Raw genomic sequence first — 13,784 nt, forward strand, 5'->3', positions numbered from 1 at the left:
GAGTTGGCTACCCGATGTACCGCAGATCGTCGCCGGTCGGCATCCCCTGCTGTTGGTTCTGCATCTCCTGGATCTTCCCGACGACCTCCTCCATCTCCTCGGCGCGCTCCTCCAGTCCGGCGTAGTCGACCTCGAAGCCGACAACCGCCTCGAGAACCTCCAGCACGGCGCGGGCGCTCTTGGGGTCGACGAGGTAGCCGCTGGTCTCGCCCATCAGACAGGCCGCCTCGAAGCCGCGGCGACCGCCGAGTCCGAGCACGAGACCGCTGACGCCGACGATGCCGCCTGCAGGTTCGTCCTCTCGGAACTCGACGCCGGCCTCCTCGAGGTCGTCGGCGAGCGACGCCTCGGTCACCGCGCCGAGGACGGTGTACTCCTCGATGAGTTCGCCGGTGGGGACGCCGCCGAGGGCGAACGCGCGGGTCGCACCGAACTCTTCGGCGACGTCGAGGAAGACGTCGGTGAGGTGGTAGTGCCCCTCGTTCGACTGCGCCTGGTGGTCGCCCGTGAGGACGAGCAGATCCGTCCCGTCTACGTCCACGGCGTGGAACTCCGCACAGGTGAGCTCGGCGACGCCGTCCTCGTCGATGTTGACCTGCGGCGGGAACTCGTCGGCGTAGACGCGCCGGACGAGTTCGGCGTCGAACTCCTCGAGCAGATACTCCGCGGCGAGTTTTCCCACGTGGCCGACGCCCGGCAGTCCCTCGATGAAGACCGGGTCGTCGAGTTCCGGATCGGCGAGTTCGTCGATCTCGATGTCTTCCATGTTCGTACCCTCGGGACCTGCTGTCTTAATAAGTTTGAAGACTGTGCCGTCGCTCACTGGGCGACGGACGAGAGAACGCGTCGAACCGACGGCGAACGTCTCACTCGGAGTCGCGTCGACGCTTCGCCGCACGTCGGTACTCGCCGTAAGGGTCCTCCGGGTTGAACGGGGCGGGTGCGCTGTTGACGGCGTCGGCACCGCACTCCGGACACGTCTCCGAGAGCGTGTACACGGGTCGCGGGTGGCTGCCGCGCCACGCCGAACAGACCCGGATGTCCGAGTGCATCTATTCGTCGTCTTCCGTCCGCTCGCGGTGGTACTCGGCGGAACCACCGATGGCCTCGATGGCCTCGCGGGCACGTCGAGCGCTCGCTTCCAGCTCCGACTCGGCCGTCTTGTAGTCGGGTGCCTTCACCTTGATGCGGTACTCGGGAGAGCCGACATAGGCGACGGTGAGCTCCACTTCTTCGGGGATCTCGCCGTTGCCCTCGGCGGCCTGCAGCGCCTCCTTGATGTCGTCGACGCCGTCGGCCGTCGGACATCGAAGGTCGATGTAGCCGGTGACGTTGACGTAGGGGACCGAGACGTTCTCGCGGGCCGTCTGGACGACGGCCTGCTTCTCCTCGTCCTCGAGATCGACGTCCTCGAGCGCCTCCATCCCGTGGATGGCCGACTGCTCGAAACTGTCGTACAGCGAGTCGTACTCGGCGAGTAGCGCGTTGGCGACGGCGCCGTACTGCTCGTCGGAGACGTCCTCGCCGAACGCGATCGTCATCCACTTGTCGGCCTTCTGCTCGTTCTTCCAGTCTTGGATCTTGTCCTTGCGCTGGTGCTCGTTGACGTCCTTGATCGAGAGGTCGATCTGCTGGGAGCTCTCGTCGATGTCGAGCACCTTGGCGACGACCGTCTGTCCCTCGCGGACGTGGTCGCGGACGTTCTTGATCCAGCCGCTGGCGACTTCGCTGATGTGGACGAGGCCGCGTTTGTTCTCGTACTCTTCGAGGTCGATGAAGACGCCGAAGTCGGTGATCTCGTCGACCTTGCCGACGACGAGGTCACCTTTGTCGGGCCAACCACTGTACTTCATGTTGGGTTCTCCAGGGAGTTACCGTGCCTCGACGGTCTCGGTAACCTCACCCTCGAAGGCGGCGTTGCCGCCGGTTGGTCGGGCGAGGACGGTGCCACAGACGGCGCAGTTGACGACCGTCGCAGCTTTGCCGAAGACGACCTGTTCGTTCTCACAGTCCGGACACGTGACCTTGTAGAAGCTTCCTGCCATCGTTTACTCCTGGAACTCCAGTCGGCCTGCGCGCCAGCCTTCGCGCATGTGAGCCTTGCCACAGTCGCTGCAGCGGTACTTCAGGTGGGTCTTCTTCGTCGGCTTGTCGCCGCCGGGCACCTTCGAGAACTTCCCGGCGTTCCCGATGACCTTCTTCCCGCGCTTCTGCTGACGCGCGTTCCACTTCATCCCCGTCGGACGGCCCGTACGGACCTTCTCGACTTCGTGTTCGTGGTGTGCCTTACAGTGCGGACAGTACGTGTTGAATCGGCGAGGCATCTGCATAGATATCTACCTTACGCGAAGTTTGACGTCGGACGTTAAAACGAGTTTGGTTTCCGAGAGCCGTGCGCCGGCGAATCGTCGGCGAACCGTCGGTGTCGCGAGGGGGTCACGGGGGGTGCTGACACTCCGTTCCGAAGCCGTTAAGCGGCGACTGTGCCAACCGTCGGTCATGAAGCACCTCATCGTGCACGGGGACCCCGGTATCCGCAAGGACGCCATCATCAACTACGACGACACCGAGCAGATCTGCTTCTCCATCCAGCGGCAGGGCGACTACCACGGACCCGAAGAGGTCCAGCTGTGGTGCGTCATCGGCACCGAAGACGAGCGCGAGGCGTTCGATAAACGCGAGTACGTCCCCCACTGGCTCGACGTCGACACCATCGACGCCGACGCGCTCGACGTCGTCAAGGGGAAAGGCGACATGGCGGTCTGAACCGGTTCTCCACGGTCCACGTTTTCTCGGACGTCAGTCTCCGGGCAGCACGTCTCTCGAGCAGTGACGACTCCCGGCGAACGCCACCGCAGTTGGCGCTCGCCAAGCCGTAGCATACGACGGTACAGTCGATGGGTACGCGTACGAATGGAACTCACGAGCAACCTGCTTCTGACCGCGCTCATGGGGACGCTCCTGCTCGGTGTCGTCCTCTGGCTCGCACGTGTCGAGAACTGGCGACCCGCCCGTTCCGTCGTCGGTGGTAGCACAGTCGTCGACCGAGAGGAGGCACGAACCCCGGCCGAGAAACCCCACGGGATCGTCCGCTGGCTGACCACGGTCGACCACAAGGACATCGGCATCCTCTACGGCGTCTACTCCGTCGCCGTCTTCGGATGGGCGGGCGCTGCCGTCCTGCTGATGCGCGTCGAACTGTTCGACCCTGGAATGACGCTCGTCTCGAACACGTTCTACAACTCGCTGCTGACGAGCCACGGCATCGCCATGCTCATCCTCTTCGGGACGCCGATCCTCGCAGCGTTCTCGAACTACTTCATCCCGCTTCTCATCGGCGCGGACGACATGGCGTTCCCGCGGATCAACGCCATCGCCTTCTGGCTGCTCCCCCCGTCGGCAGTGCTGGTCGTCGCTGGCTTCCTCCCGATTCCCGATCTCATCCCGGCACAGACCGCCTGGACGATGTACACGCCGCTGTCGGCCGGCGTCGGACAGGGCAACCAGGCCAACGCCGGCGTCGACCTACTACTGCTCGGCCTCCATCTCTCGGGGATCTCCGTCACGATGGGCGCGATCAACTTCATCGCGACCATCTTCACCGAGCGTGCCGAGGAGGTCAGCTGGGCCAACCTCGACATCTTCTCGTGGACGGTGTTGACCCAGTCGGGACTCGTCCTCTTCGCGTTCCCGATGCTCGGGAGCGCCATCGTGATGCTGCTGCTCGATCGCAACCTCGGGACCGTCTTCTTCGCGGGCGACGGCGGCGGCCCGATCCTCTGGCAACACATCTTCTGGTTCTGGGGCCATCCCGAGGTGTACATCCTCGTCCTGCCGGCGATGGGACTCGTGAGTCTCATCCTCCCGCGGTTCTCCGGGCGGCGGCTGTTCGGGTTCAAGTTCGTCGTCTACTCGACGCTCGCCATCGGCGTGCTCTCGTTCGGCGTCTGGGCCCACCACATGTTCGCGACTGGCATCGACCCGCGACTCCGTGCGTCGTTCATGGCGGTGTCGCTGGCGATCGCCATCCCGACCGCCGTCAAGACGTTCAACTGGATCACGACGATGTGGAACGGTCGCATCCGACTCACCACGCCAATGCTGTTCTGTCTCGGCTTCCTGTCGAACCTCATCATCGGCGGCGTCACCGGCGTCTTCCTCGCGTCGATCCCGATCGACCTCGTGCTCCACGACACCTACTACGTCGTCGGCCACTTCCACTACTTCCTCATGGGTGGGACGGTGTTCGCAGTGTTCGCTGGCATCTACTACTGGTTCCCCTTGGTTACGGGACGGATGTACCAGCGGAAACTCGGTAAGTGGCACTTCTGGCTCTCGCAGATCGGCGTCAACCTTACGTTCTTCGCGATGCTGCTGCTGGGCTACGGCGGGATGCCGCGTCGCTACGCGACCTACCTGCCGCAGTTCCTCACGCTCCACCAGGTCGCGACGGTCGGTGCGGTCGTCATCACCGTCGCTCAACTCGTCTGGCTGTTCAACGTGGTCCAGTCGTGGCTCGAAGGGCCGGTCGTCGAGAACGGTGACCCGTGGAGCCTGAAAGAAGACGGCCTCTACACCGCCGAGTGGGACTGGTTCGACCGCAAACTGCAGACGACCGTCACCGACGGCGGTGAGGCGACCGACACGGCCGACGGCTAGTCCACGCGACCGGTCTCACGGGGTGTTGTCGGCGTACTCCTTCGCCAACCGCGCCTCAGCCTTCCGGAGCCGGTACGACAGCGTCGACCGGGGCAGACCGAGCGTCGCTGCGAGTTCGTCGAGGGTGACGTCGCGCGGCGTCTCGTAGTACCCGTGTTCGATCGCCGACTCCAACGCCGCCTGCTGGTTGGCGGGGAGCGTCGCCGACAAGAGAATCTCTCCCGCCCACGTCGCGTCCATCAGATGGTCGAACCGGAACGTCACCCCGGCACGGAGTTTCTCGTGAAGCGTCTCGAAGAGCAGGCCCACCCGTCGTTCGTTGCTGGTGAGCACTCGCCAGTGTTGACACCGGCCGTGCCGCCGGACGCGACACAGCGTTCCGAGGGGGAGATACCGGTTCGCCAGCGAGGGTACCGTGTGGCACCGCTCGGTTCCCTCGACCAGCGAGTACACCGTACACTGGTTCCGGCGGTCGTCGAGGAGGTCGTGCGACCACGTCGCCTCGCATGGCGTCTCGCTGATCGACTCGAATCCACGGGCAGGGTCGAGGAGTAACGGCTTGATGTCCCCGAGCGCGTCTACGGGACCGCTCACCTGCTCGAGTCCCCACAGCCGGTCGTCCGAGAGGGCACAGACCAGCGCCTGCGAGGATGCGTCTTCGTGGGTGGCGAAGCAGTCTGTGAGAGGGTCTTCCCCGGCGTCGAACTGGAGCGTGAACGCGAACTCTCGCATCGTTCGATAGTAGGAGCGACCGACGAAGAACGCTCTCATTCCGCCGGTGTCCGTTCGCTGGTCTCGGGTGTCAGTGCAGCAGTAGACGGTCTACCCGCACCGTCCGACGTTCACGCGCCGAGACGGTCGTCGACGAGTCGGTCGACGTTGTAGAAGAGGACGCCGACCGAGAGGAGCGTCGTCGCCAGGAAGACGACGAGTTGCGGGGGACCCGAGGCCACAGTTCCCAGCGCCGCCCCCGCGAACCCCACGAGGGTCAACTCGACCCACGTGACGAGGATGCGCGAGAGCGGGAGACTGCCGACGGTCGAGTTCGGCTCCTCGCCGGTGTTCGTCTCGGCGTCGGTGGCAGTGTCGTCGTCGGCCTCGACTCCGGCTTCGACTTCGGTCCTCCCGTCGGTCTTCTGTTGTCTCTCGTGCATCGTCAGTACGAGTCCGTCGCCTGCACCGGGCCGCTGAACGCGCTGTACAACACCACGAAGTACGTCAGGATAAGCGGCAGCAACAGGGCGGCCGCGATCGACATCAGATTGAGCGGGAGCGTCGAGACGATGGCCTCGGCGACCGAGAGATCGGTCGCCGGGTCGACGAGCGGGAACAGCAGGAGCGCGACGACCGCGACGAGTCCGTACGTCATCACCGCGCTCACGACGAGCGCCAACAGGTCCTGCCCGGCTCGAAGCGCCCACACGTAGCCCCCCGCGAGACCCACCGTCGCGACGACGAGCATCACGACGGGGAGTGTGAGCAGACCGCTCTGGAGCCGGGGCGAGGCGAGCGCAAACGCCGCGAGCGAGACGACGACGGCGAGCAGGTAGCCGACGACCGCGAGTTCGCCGTATCGTCGGAGGTCGCGTCGAAGCTTACCGCGCGTCTTCACTCGCAGGAAGGCCGTTCCCGAGACGACGGTGAGAGCCACCACTGCCAGCCCGACGGTGAACGCCGGGAGCGTGAGCGTTCGCGGACTCCCGGTGAGCCAGTTGGCCACGAACATCCCGAGGAGGAACGGCGCGGCGAGGCTCCCGACGACGAACGACCGCCCCCACCAGCGCTGCCACTCCTCGTCGTGACGCTGCTCGTACATCTCCGGAGCCAGCCCCCGGAGGATCAGCGCGCCGAGGATGGCAAACATCAGCAGGTAATGTCGGCTGAACAGGTTCGCGTAGACGGGAGGGAAGGCGGCGAACAGCGCACCGCCGAAGACGACGAGCCACACCTCGTTGCCGTCCCAGAACGGACCGATCGCCGTGAGAATCGTCTCGCGTTCCTCGTGGTCGTCGCGGGTGGCGAACAGCGCGCCGGCCCCGAAGTCGAACCCGTCGAGGAACAGGAACGTCCCGAGGATGAAGAAGACGAGCGCGAACCACAGCGCCGGCAGTGGCAGGCCGAACAGCGGTCCGGCCGCCAGCGTCTCGACGCTAGTCATCGCCCGCCACCCCGCTAGCTGGCTTGCCGCGGTCCGCGTCCGACGGCGTCGGTGTCGACCGCAGGTCGTCGCTGCCGGGCGGCCCGCTGCGGATGATCCGCGCAACGACGTAGGTGTAGAGGGAGAGGAGTCCGAGGTAGACGACGGCGAACCCGACGAGCGTCGCCGTCGCCTCCGCGCCGGTCAACCCAGGCGAGACGCCCTCGCTGGTCTGGAGGACGCCCTGGACGACCCACGGCTGGCGACCGACCTCGGTCACCACCCAGCCGAGTTCGACGGCGAGGATACCGAGCAACGAGGAGGCCATGAGCGCCTTGTGGAGCAGGTCGTCCTCGAGCAGCTGGCCGCGCCACCAGCGGTAGCCACCCCAGAACGCGAGCAGGATGAACCAGAAGCCCATCCCGACCATCGCGCGGAACGACCAGAAGACGATGGCGACGGGTGGAGCCTCCGTCTCGAAGGTGTCCAACCCCCGTATCGTCGCCTGGGCGTCACCCCCGCTGGCGAGCCACGAGGCGCCGCCGGGGATCCCGAACCCGAACAGCTCCTTGGCGCGCGGGTCAGTGACGTCCGCCAGACTCGTCGGGAACGCGATGAGATACTCGGGGACGTACGAGTCAGTCTCCCACACCGCCTCCATCGCGGCGAACTTCTGTGGCTGCGTCTCGTAGACGTGCCGCGCGTAGAGGTCGCCGTGGATCACCTGCAGCGGCGCGGTGACGAGGAGGGCGACGAGCGCAATCTTCAGCGTCGTCTCCCAAAACGAGATCTCGTCGACCGGGTAGCCCCAGACGTGATGGCGGAAGACGTGGTACGCCGCTACGCCGGCCATGAACAGCGCAACCGACTCGACGGCGGCGTTCTGCATGTGGACGAACATGTACGGGAACCGCGGGTTCGCGTACGCCGCCAGCGGGTCGGTGAGGTGGACGATCGTCTGGCCGCTCTTCTGGGCCAGTTCGAACCCGCGCGGCGTCTGCATCCACGAGTTCGCGATCAGGATCCACACCGCAGACAGCCACGTCCCGGCGGCGACGGCGACACTCGAGACGAAGTACAGACGGTCGGAGACGCGCTCGCGACCGAAGACGAACACGCCGAGGAACGTCGCCTCGAGCATGAACGCCATCATCCCCTCGGTCGCCAGTGGGCCACCGAACAGTTCACCAGCGAACGTCGAGAAGGCGGCGAAGTTGGTCCCGAACTCGAACTCGAGGACGATACCGGTGACCGTGCCGACGACGAAACTGACGGCGAATATCTTCGTCCAGAACCGTCTGAGTTGTTCGTAGACGGGCGCACCGCCTCGGATCTCTTTCCACGTGAAGTAGACGAGGAAGGGGGCGAGCCCCATGCTCATCACCGGGAAGATGATGTGCACAATCGTCGTGAGCGCGAACTGCAACCGACTGGCGATGACTGGATCTACCATGATGCGATGAAACAGGAGACGGCGTGGCTTCGTCGGATGGACGTCTCTACTAGAGGGGTCCGCACGAAGTGAGATAAGCCTGGAGTTGGCGTGCGCTAACTGAGAATCGCCGACAGTGTTATCCGTTACTGCTCACTCGAGTCGACGTCTCGTAACCGGTCGCCGTCGACCCGGTACACCGTCACCTCGTCCGTCCGGTAAACCGGCTCGACGCCCTGTCCCTCCATCTCGTCGATCGACAGCGCGTCCCCGTAGCGAGCGCGCTCAGCCGGTCCGACCCAGACGTACTCGACGTCGTACTCGGTAGTGACGGACGCGAGATCGGCCGTCGACCCGGTGTACGCCGCGTCGACGGCGCGGACCCGCTCGTAGTAGGCGTCGTAACCACGGTAGCCGACCTCGTGGTGCCAGCCGGCGACCGTCGGAACGCCGGTCAGACTGGCCGCCGGACTGGAGTCCCAGTTGTACATCCCGGGCGGGTACGGGTACGACCCGCTCGTCGCGTCCGGGTAGATGCTCGTCGCGGGCGCGGAGAGGATCGTCGTCTCCGAGGTCGCCTGCGCGTCGAGCCACCGGATGGCCTCGGCCTCCGCGGGATGTCGTTCCGTCGCGAACGCCGTCGCGTCTAGCGTCGACGCCGAGTTCTGCTCGAAGTGTTCCGCGAGCGCGAGGCCGCCGTACACCGACGTCGAGGCGACGAGGAGCACGACGAGGACGACGCCGACCGACCGACTCGTCTGCGGTCTGAACGTCGGGGTCCGACCGGCGACGGCGAGTCCCGATCCGGAGAGCAGGCTCGTCAGTACCACACCCATCGCCGTCGCCCACAGCACCCACACCTGCATGTAAGTCTTGAAGACGGTGTTCATCCGCCCCGGGCCGGCCTGCTCTTTCACGTAGATGAACTCTACGAGGAGCACGAGTCCGGTTCCGGCGACGATCAGCACCGTCTCGTAGCCGACGTCGCGGTCCATTCGGAGGGCGACCCAGCCGAAGACGAGGAGCGGCCCCGCCAAGAACAGGACGGCGAACTGTTGGAGGACGCTGACGACGCCGACGGCCGCCAGCGCGACGACGAGGAGCAGTCGGCTGTCGACGCCGAGTCGGTCGTAGAGGTAGACGGCGAACGCGACGACGAACGCCCCGTGGACGAGAAACAGCGGGCCAAGCGCGCTGCGCATCTCTAGCGTCAGGAACGTGACCTCGCGGCTGGCACCGGCCGAGAGCAGGAAGGGGAGACTGACTAGCACGGCCAACCCGCCCGCGCTGGCGGTGACGACGAACGCACTCGCCGTCCGCACGAGTTCCGTTCCGAGCCACGACTGCTCGACCCACCCGCCGACCCGCGCCGCGAGGTCGTCGGAGACGACGGTGAGCGGGTGGGTCGGTGCGAACGTCAGCGTGAGAAAGAGCAGCCCGAAGATCGAGGGAAAGCTCCACGTGTCGGTGTACACCTGGAACCCTCCGAGAATCGGGAGGACGACGAAGACGAGCGTCCAGCGTCGATGCCGGTTCGCCGCCGGAGTCCGGTAGTAGCTGTAGCAGATGGCCGCCGCGAGGAGGAGAAACACCGTCCCCATCATGTGGGCGTGGAGGTCACCGTTGAGCCACGCGAACAGCGGGAACTCGTTTATCGTTCCCGGGATGACGCGGCTCGCGGACCAGTAGCTGAACGACGAGACGCCTGCGAGCAACTCGCTCACGGAGTAGCGCGACTGCTCGGCGACGGCCTCCGCCACCTGCGTCCGAAGCGGGTTCGGAAGGACGGGGAGTACCAGCCGACCAGCCGTGACGAGGTTGCTGGCGAAGCCGACGAAGAAGGCGGACAGGAGTCCGGCGAGTCGTCGTGGACCGCCGCGTCCGACGCTGATCGCGCCCGCGAGATCGAACGCGGCGGTGACGAGCATCGCGTAGAAGCCGGCGAGCGAAAGATTGTACGCGTACGCGGGGGCGACGCCGGAGAGTTTCGCGACGAGTGCGGTCGTCAGGTGGCCACCGTAGTAGTAACGGACGGGTTCGCCCGCGAACCACATATCCTCCGGCGGCAGCGTCGGCGACAGCATCAGCGACTGCAGGAGACCGAAATCGAGGAACTTCTCGCCGCCGGCGGCGTGCACCGCCGGGTCGGCCGCGCGGACGAGGACGAGCAGTCCGAAGGCGACGAGGAAGACAACTGCGCTGTCGGCGGCGGCCGACCGGTCGAACTCGAGGTCGGTGGCGAGTTCGAGACGGCGCTCTCGGAGTGCCCGACGGTCGAACCCGGCCAGCGCGGAGAGTGCGAGCAGGACGAACAGCCCCGCGACGGGGGCGACGAGGCCGAACGAGAGGTGGCCGACCCAGTAGCCGACGGTAGTCAGGACGACGAGAGCGACCGGCAGCGCGAACCCGACACCACGAGTCGGAAGCGGCGCGAACAGGCGGAGGGCGAGCGGCATCCCCGCCCCGGCGAGCAGCGCGTAGAGCAGAAGCCACAGAACGAGAGGGACGAGTTCCATCTACCGAAACTGACGGCGGGGTGGCGGTAAACGCTTTTTGGGTTCGGATACGCAGGCGGCGCGGACGTTCCCGGGCGGGAGTCAAACGCTTTTTTAACGCGTGTGTGGAACGCGAGGATATGACGCGCACCGTCGGGGTGGTGATCCCCGCTTATCGCCCGGACGTCGCTCTCCTCGGGAAGTACGTCCGAGCGCTGACCGACCGCCTCTCCCCCGACGTCGTCCGGATCGAACTCGACGCGGCCACCGCCGACGTGGTCGAAGCGCTCGCCGACCTCCCCGCGGAGGTCAACGCCGTCCGGTATCGGCGCGGGAAGGGGACCGCCATCACGGCCGGGTTCGAGGCGCTCGACACCGACGTGCTCGCCTTCGCCGACGCCGACGGCAGTACGCCCGCCGACTCCATCGCCGACGTGCTCGCACCCGTGCTCGACGGCGAGGCGGACCTCTCGGTCGGCTCCCGCCGACATCCGGACGCGACGGTCGCCTCCCACCAGACGTTCGCCCGTCGCTACCTCGGCGACGGCTTCGCGTGGCTGGCTCGACAGCTCCTCGACGCGAAGCTCTACGACTACCAGTGCGGCGCGAAGGCGACGACCCGCGAGACGTGGCGGGCGGTTCGCCACCACCTGTACGAACCCGGCTTCGCGTGGGACATCGAACTCGTCGCCGTCGCCGCTGCGCTCGGCGCACGCATCACCGAAGTGCCGGTCGTCTGGGAGGACCAACCGGGGTCGACTGTCTCGCCTGTTCGGACGACGCTCCGACTCGGTCGCGGCCTCCTGATCGCCCGTCACCGGGCGAAACTGCTCGCTGACGACGACCTCCACACGCTCCTCGAGTCGCGCCGCAACGGCCCGCAGTCGCTCGTCGACCGCCTCGCGGCGGAGGCGTTCGATGAGTAGCGGCGTCGACGAACTCGTCTCGGGGGTCCGGTTCGGCAAGTTCGCCTCCGTCGGAGCCGTCGGCGCGGTGTTCGATCTCACGGTGAGCACGGTGTTGACGGTGTTCTTCGACGTCCTCCCAGAGTACGCGAAGCTCGTCGGCGCCGAGGTCGCCATCGTCGTGATGTTCCTCATCAACGACAACTGGACGTTCGCCGGCCACGGCACTCGCGGACGGGTCAACGCCCTCCGGCGGTTCCTGAAGTCGAACCTCGTCAGGAGCGGCGGACTGGTCGTCCAGTTCCTCATCGTCCGCGGGCTGCGGATGGTCGACGTCTCGGTGGTCGTTGCCGGCTTCGACCTCTGGACGATCATCCCCTTCCCCATCGCCATCGCGGCGTCGATGTTCTTCAACTACGTCGCCGAGAGCCTGTTCACGTGGCGCGTCACCGACCACTGAGCGGCGTGCGAACGAGTCGAAAACTCACATACGGCGGTGGAAACACAACCCTTAACAGTCAGCCGCGAGTTGTGACTGATAGCGGGATGGGATAGCCAGGAGATTCCGCCGGGCTCATAACCCGGAGACCGGTAGTTCAAATCTACCTCCCGCTACTTCTCTACGACAGTCACCCACCGAGCGAGGCGTTTTATCGCCGAGCGACTGCGTGACTGTCGTTGCGAGCCGACGAGGTGATTTGAACTAGGGAACGGAACGAAGTGAAGTGACCGAGGTTCAAATCTACCTCTCGGTACTTCTCTCGAACTCACACTCGAACGCCGAGTCTCGACGTGCTAGCTGTGAGTTCGTGCAAGTCAGACGCAGTAGTGACGTAGCGGCACTCGCTGTTTCTCTCCTCCGGCAACACACCCGTTTTGTCGTCAGAGCGCCTCTACGAGGACATGGCTAGGGAGCGAAAGGAAGATGCGACGCGCCTGCCGGTCGAGTGTCCGCTCTGTCACCACCCGGTCGCCGCGGAGGCGACGCTCGTCGACCACCTCCGGGGTGACCACACGAAACACGAACTCGCGGCGTTCATCGAGCGGTACTACGAGGAGTTCGCGTAGCCGCTCGCCTCAGAACTCCACGTTCGACTTCGAGGAGAGGTCGACGGGGTCGGACTCCATCGCACCCGACGTCACGAACTCGTACCGCTCGTCGGCGAGGTAGACGACGCCGTCCTCGATCGTGAGATCGAGGCCGTTGAGATACGCGCCTTCGCAGGGACCGAACGTACACAGCCCCGACTCCGACGCGAAGTACGCACCGTGGTTCGCACAGACGACTTCGCCGTTGCGCATCGGCGCGCCCGACCCCTTGTCGAGTTTGATGTGCGTGAAGTGCTGACAGTAGTTGAGCCACGCGGCGACGTCGCCGTCACCGTTGGCCTCGACGAGGATCGCCTCCTGCTCTTCGTCGGTCTCTACGTCGCGAACGGTGAAGAGAAACGTACTCTCGTCGGGGACCTCCTCGACCGTCGTGATGCGGCGGTCTGCATCCATCACTGGCCGGTAATCGACGACGACATTTATCTGTGTAGTTTGCGGTCCGACGACCCCCTGTCGGTGCGAATCAACGGGACAGACAGTCCCTCCGTGTATGAACAATGGTTATCAAACTGTCCAGAGAACTAGCTGTATGTTCCGTGTACTACTTCCGGTCGACAACGACACAGAGCGTTCGACCCGGCAAGCAGAGTTCGCAGCCTCGTTACCGCACGCCGACGAGAACGTAGAAGTCACGCTCATACACGTCTTTCCGGACGAAGGAACGGCGGAGCGGACGTCGGTCGAGCAGGTCGCCGCTGGTCGTCAGGCACACGAGTACCTCACCGGACAGGGAATCGCGGTCCGAACTCAGTCGCACTTCGGCGATGCCGCGAGCGAGATCCTCCACGCCGCAGACGACATCGACGCCGACCTCGTCGTTCTCGGCGGGCGCAAACGGTCGCCGCTGGGGTCGCTTCTCTTCGGCAGCGTCAGCCAGTCAGTCACGCTCGATGCGTCTCGACCGGTCACCGTCACGGGTGGGGCGACAGGCCCCGCCGAAGCGTCGGCGACCGAGGAAGCGTTGGCGACCGAGGAAGCGTCGACGGCCGACGAAGCGACAGAGGGGGACGTCACCGCCGAGTCCGGCGACACACGGGTGTGAGCGG

Annotated in this window: 17 protein-coding genes and 1 tRNA gene; 7 read left to right on the forward strand and 11 right to left on the reverse strand. The window is 65.6% G+C overall.

What is annotated here, in order from left to right:
• Nucleotides 1–7: 7 nt before the first annotated feature.
• The 5 genes from BSG17_RS04560 to BSG17_RS04580 all read right to left on the reverse strand — a co-directional run bounded on the left by BSG17_RS04560 (nt 8) and on the right by BSG17_RS04580 (nt 2,330).
• The gene (locus BSG17_RS04560; RefSeq protein WP_089821483.1) at nt 8–766 is read right to left on the reverse strand and encodes a proteasome assembly chaperone family protein; all 759 of its coding nucleotides are present in this window, start codon (nt 764–766) and stop codon (nt 8–10) included.
• 100 nt (nt 767–866) lie between these two features.
• Nucleotides 867–1,052, reverse strand: coding sequence for an RNA-protein complex protein Nop10 (locus BSG17_RS04565; protein ID WP_089821484.1), 186 nt, complete (start codon nt 1,050–1,052; stop codon nt 867–869).
• On the reverse strand, nt 1,053–1,853 hold the full coding sequence (locus tag BSG17_RS04570) for a translation initiation factor IF-2 subunit alpha (protein WP_089821486.1): 801 nt from the start codon (nt 1,851–1,853) through the stop codon (nt 1,053–1,055).
• 18 nt (nt 1,854–1,871) lie between these two features.
• Nucleotides 1,872–2,045: a 30S ribosomal protein S27e gene (locus BSG17_RS04575; RefSeq protein WP_089821488.1), complete on the reverse strand. Its 174-nt coding sequence runs from the start codon at nt 2,043–2,045 to the stop codon at nt 1,872–1,874.
• Nucleotides 2,046–2,048: 3 nt separating this feature from the next.
• On the reverse strand, nt 2,049–2,330 hold the full coding sequence (locus BSG17_RS04580) for a 50S ribosomal protein L44e (RefSeq protein ID WP_089821490.1): 282 nt from the start codon (nt 2,328–2,330) through the stop codon (nt 2,049–2,051).
• Nucleotides 2,331–2,499: 169 nt separating this feature from the next.
• On the opposite strand from BSG17_RS04580, the gene BSG17_RS04585 reads away from it, so the two are divergent.
• Together BSG17_RS04585 and BSG17_RS04590 are read left to right on the forward strand one after the other, a co-directional pair.
• The gene (locus tag BSG17_RS04585; protein WP_089821492.1) at nt 2,500–2,766 is read left to right on the forward strand and encodes an HAH_0734 family protein; all 267 of its coding nucleotides are present in this window, start codon (nt 2,500–2,502) and stop codon (nt 2,764–2,766) included.
• Nucleotides 2,767–2,913: 147 nt separating this feature from the next.
• Entirely contained in the window at nt 2,914–4,659 is a 1,746-nt protein-coding gene (locus tag BSG17_RS04590; RefSeq protein ID WP_394327949.1) for a cbb3-type cytochrome c oxidase subunit I, read from the forward strand.
• Nucleotides 4,660–4,674: 15 nt separating this feature from the next.
• Here the strand turns inward: BSG17_RS04590 and BSG17_RS04595 are convergent, their stop codons facing one another.
• From BSG17_RS04595 to BSG17_RS04615, 5 genes are all read right to left on the reverse strand, one after another.
• Entirely contained in the window at nt 4,675–5,430 is a 756-nt protein-coding gene (locus BSG17_RS04595) for a helix-turn-helix domain-containing protein (protein ID WP_089821494.1), read from the reverse strand.
• Nucleotides 5,431–5,501: 71 nt separating this feature from the next.
• The gene (locus BSG17_RS27735; RefSeq protein ID WP_089821496.1) at nt 5,502–5,813 is read right to left on the reverse strand and encodes a hypothetical protein; all 312 of its coding nucleotides are present in this window, start codon (nt 5,811–5,813) and stop codon (nt 5,502–5,504) included.
• Nucleotides 5,814–5,815: 2 nt separating this feature from the next.
• Entirely contained in the window at nt 5,816–6,817 is a 1,002-nt protein-coding gene (cydB, locus tag BSG17_RS04605; protein ID WP_089821498.1) for a cytochrome d ubiquinol oxidase subunit II, read from the reverse strand.
• Nucleotides 6,810–8,249, reverse strand: coding sequence for a cytochrome ubiquinol oxidase subunit I (locus BSG17_RS04610; RefSeq protein WP_089821500.1), 1,440 nt, complete (start codon nt 8,247–8,249; stop codon nt 6,810–6,812). The genes cydB and BSG17_RS04610 overlap by 8 nt, the downstream gene beginning before the upstream one ends.
• Nucleotides 8,250–8,374: 125 nt before the next feature.
• Nucleotides 8,375–10,744: a DUF2298 domain-containing protein gene (locus tag BSG17_RS04615; protein ID WP_089821502.1), complete on the reverse strand. Its 2,370-nt coding sequence runs from the start codon at nt 10,742–10,744 to the stop codon at nt 8,375–8,377.
• A gap of 119 nt (nt 10,745–10,863) precedes the next feature.
• On the opposite strand from BSG17_RS04615, the gene BSG17_RS04620 reads away from it, so the two are divergent.
• From BSG17_RS04620 to BSG17_RS26750, 4 genes are all read left to right on the forward strand, one after another.
• Entirely contained in the window at nt 10,864–11,649 is a 786-nt protein-coding gene (locus BSG17_RS04620) for a glycosyltransferase (RefSeq protein ID WP_089821504.1), read from the forward strand.
• Nucleotides 11,642–12,088, forward strand: coding sequence for a GtrA family protein (locus BSG17_RS04625; protein WP_089821506.1), 447 nt, complete (start codon nt 11,642–11,644; stop codon nt 12,086–12,088). Before BSG17_RS04620 ends, BSG17_RS04625 begins: the two co-directional genes overlap by 8 nt.
• Nucleotides 12,089–12,168: 80 nt before the next feature.
• Nucleotides 12,169–12,243: transfer RNA gene (locus BSG17_RS04630), tRNA-Met, on the forward strand.
• Nucleotides 12,244–12,531: 288 nt separating this feature from the next.
• Complete coding sequence (locus BSG17_RS26750) at nt 12,532–12,696, forward strand: hypothetical protein (protein ID WP_170864706.1); 165 nt, start codon at nt 12,532–12,534, stop codon at nt 12,694–12,696.
• A gap of 9 nt (nt 12,697–12,705) precedes the next feature.
• On the opposite strand, the gene BSG17_RS04635 is transcribed toward BSG17_RS26750, so the two are convergent.
• Nucleotides 12,706–13,131, reverse strand: a complete 426-nt coding sequence (locus BSG17_RS04635) for a Rieske (2Fe-2S) protein (RefSeq protein ID WP_089821508.1) — start codon at nt 13,129–13,131, stop codon at nt 12,706–12,708.
• 136 nt (nt 13,132–13,267) lie between these two features.
• Between BSG17_RS04635 and BSG17_RS04640 the strand changes: the two genes are divergently transcribed.
• Nucleotides 13,268–13,780 (forward strand): universal stress protein, encoded by a 513-nt coding sequence (locus BSG17_RS04640; protein ID WP_089821510.1) that lies wholly within the window; start codon nt 13,268–13,270, stop codon nt 13,778–13,780.
• Nucleotides 13,781–13,784: the final 4 nt, after the last annotated feature.

Source organism: Halogranum amylolyticum, assembly GCF_900110465.1.
Taxonomy (GTDB): domain Archaea; phylum Halobacteriota; class Halobacteria; order Halobacteriales; family Haloferacaceae; genus Halogranum; species Halogranum amylolyticum.

Excerpts from the sequence above, each read along its gene's own strand:
- BSG17_RS04560 (WP_089821483.1), bottom strand. The coding sequence starts at position 766 with ATGGAAGACATCGAGATCGACGAACTCGCCGATCCGGAACTCGACGAC.
- BSG17_RS04565 (WP_089821484.1), bottom strand. The coding sequence starts at position 1,052 with ATGCACTCGGACATCCGGGTCTGTTCGGCGTGGCGCGGCAGCCACCCG.
- BSG17_RS04570 (WP_089821486.1), bottom strand. The coding sequence starts at position 1,853 with ATGAAGTACAGTGGTTGGCCCGACAAAGGTGACCTCGTCGTCGGCAAG.
- BSG17_RS04575 (WP_089821488.1), bottom strand. The coding sequence starts at position 2,045 with ATGGCAGGAAGCTTCTACAAGGTCACGTGTCCGGACTGTGAGAACGAA.
- BSG17_RS04580 (WP_089821490.1), bottom strand. The coding sequence starts at position 2,330 with ATGCAGATGCCTCGCCGATTCAACACGTACTGTCCGCACTGTAAGGCA.
- BSG17_RS04585 (WP_089821492.1), top strand. The coding sequence starts at position 2,500 with ATGAAGCACCTCATCGTGCACGGGGACCCCGGTATCCGCAAGGACGCC.
- BSG17_RS04590 (WP_394327949.1), top strand. The coding sequence starts at position 2,914 with ATGGAACTCACGAGCAACCTGCTTCTGACCGCGCTCATGGGGACGCTC.
- BSG17_RS04595 (WP_089821494.1), bottom strand. The coding sequence starts at position 5,430 with ATGAGAGCGTTCTTCGTCGGTCGCTCCTACTATCGAACGATGCGAGAG.
- BSG17_RS27735 (WP_089821496.1), bottom strand. The coding sequence starts at position 5,813 with ATGCACGAGAGACAACAGAAGACCGACGGGAGGACCGAAGTCGAAGCC.
- cydB (WP_089821498.1), bottom strand. The coding sequence starts at position 6,817 with ATGACTAGCGTCGAGACGCTGGCGGCCGGACCGCTGTTCGGCCTGCCA.
- BSG17_RS04610 (WP_089821500.1), bottom strand. The coding sequence starts at position 8,249 with ATGGTAGATCCAGTCATCGCCAGTCGGTTGCAGTTCGCGCTCACGACG.
- BSG17_RS04615 (WP_089821502.1), bottom strand. The coding sequence starts at position 10,744 with ATGGAACTCGTCCCTCTCGTTCTGTGGCTTCTGCTCTACGCGCTGCTC.
- BSG17_RS04620 (WP_089821504.1), top strand. The coding sequence starts at position 10,864 with ATGACGCGCACCGTCGGGGTGGTGATCCCCGCTTATCGCCCGGACGTC.
- BSG17_RS04625 (WP_089821506.1), top strand. The coding sequence starts at position 11,642 with ATGAGTAGCGGCGTCGACGAACTCGTCTCGGGGGTCCGGTTCGGCAAG.
- BSG17_RS26750 (WP_170864706.1), top strand. The coding sequence starts at position 12,532 with ATGGCTAGGGAGCGAAAGGAAGATGCGACGCGCCTGCCGGTCGAGTGT.
- BSG17_RS04635 (WP_089821508.1), bottom strand. The coding sequence starts at position 13,131 with ATGGATGCAGACCGCCGCATCACGACGGTCGAGGAGGTCCCCGACGAG.
- BSG17_RS04640 (WP_089821510.1), top strand. The coding sequence starts at position 13,268 with ATGTTCCGTGTACTACTTCCGGTCGACAACGACACAGAGCGTTCGACC.